At 36.5% G+C, this 491-nt stretch carries 1 protein-coding gene; it reads right to left on the bottom strand.

Annotated features, from left to right (window positions below; genetic code table 11):
* The coding region (locus tag ACYVRA_RS08590; RefSeq protein WP_461252303.1) for a VWA domain-containing protein at positions 1 to 491 on the bottom strand (491 nt) is incomplete at both ends.

Consider the following 491-nt stretch of genomic DNA (forward strand, 5'->3'; position numbering starts at 1 on the left):
ACTGTTTTATCAGCCAGTATTGGCGGGTCGGGCCATGGAGTGTATGAGTCAGTCATTACGACGATTAAATCAGGATTCCATTTATTTTCCAGAATATAGCGAAGTCCCGCGCCCATCTCAGTTCCGCCGCCCGCTTTGCTTTTAATTGTTTCTTTTTTTAAATCGAATCCGCGCATTATATTTTGGACATCTGTATCTACTTCAAGTATTGAAATATCAATTGCAATATCCAGAATATCAATCATGCTCTTCATAATGCCGTACATTTTATCTGTTATATTATACATTGAACCGGAAATATCCATTATGATTACCAAAGAAATTTTTATTTTTCTGTCAATAAAAACGGGAAGGATAATATCGGGGGTATGGAAATACCTGCGGTTTGCCTTTTCAAATGTTCTGTATTTATAGCCCGCCGTAATTTCCGTTGTTTTTGTTGAAATGATATTTTGAAACACCTGTTCCCAGCGGTATTCTCTTTTTTTTAT

The organism is Treponema sp. R8-4-B8, assembly GCF_054786175.1.